Origin of the sequence: Komagataeibacter diospyri (genome assembly GCF_006538165.1) — a bacterium.
Lineage (GTDB): Bacteria > Pseudomonadota > Alphaproteobacteria > Acetobacterales > Acetobacteraceae > Komagataeibacter > Komagataeibacter diospyri.
Genome location: NZ_BDLU01000105.1, coordinates 1 through 862, shown reverse-complemented (window position 1 = coordinate 862; position 862 = coordinate 1). Strand labels below are relative to the sequence as shown.

Annotated in this window: 1 protein-coding gene; it reads left to right on the top strand. The window is 62.6% G+C overall.

What is annotated here, in order from left to right:
• On the top strand, window positions 1–862 hold an 862-nt coding region (locus tag MSKU9_RS17815; protein ID WP_227002614.1), incomplete at both ends, for an IS1595 family transposase.

The following is an 862-nucleotide window of genomic DNA, read 5'->3' as shown; positions in this document are numbered from 1 at the left end:
TTGAGTTCGAGCGTCTCTACAGCACGGAAGAAGCCTGTATCAAGGCGTTGCTGATGGCGCGTCGGGAGGCATTGATGGCCTGCCCGTCCTGTGGGCACGATCGGAATTACCTCTGTGGTCGCCGGGTGGGATGCACACGCTGCAACCGTCGCTGGTCGGTCACGGCCGGCACGGTGATGAACGGGACAAAACTTCCCCTCACGACCTGGTTCCGGGCCATGCACATCATGACCAGCACCAAACAGGGCGTCTCGGCTATCGAACTGGGCCGTCGGCTGGGCGTGAGCTATCCGACGGCGTGGTATCTCGCCAAACGCCTGCGTCGCGCCATGACCGAACGGGAAACCCGTTATCTTCTCGGTGGTTCTGGTCCGGACGGTGCCCCGGTCGTGGTCGAGGCAGATGATGTCTATCTGGGCGGCGAGCGCAACCAGGGCTCGGGTCCGGGAGGCAAGACCAGAATGATCGCCGCGACCGAGCGATATGAAGACGGCCGTATGGGCCATGTCGCCATGAGGATGGTGGCTGGCTTCACCAGCAGGGCGGTGCGGGCATTCGCCGATACCTGCCTGACGGCAACCGTCAGGGTTCATACCGATGGTCTGAAGGCTTTTCTGGCTTTCGGCACATCTGTGCGATCCCATGTGGTCACTGTCAGCGGCAGCAGACGTCCCTCCCGACAGCGCACCGCGCTGTTCCACGGCCTCAATACCGCCATCGCCAATCTGAGCACGGCCCCCAAGGCAACGCACAAGGCCATCGCCCCGCAGCATACATCCGATTATCTCGGCGCTTTCTGCTGGACCACAAATCGAAGGCACAACATGCCCGGCATGATCCACGCCGCATGCCGGGCCGTAGC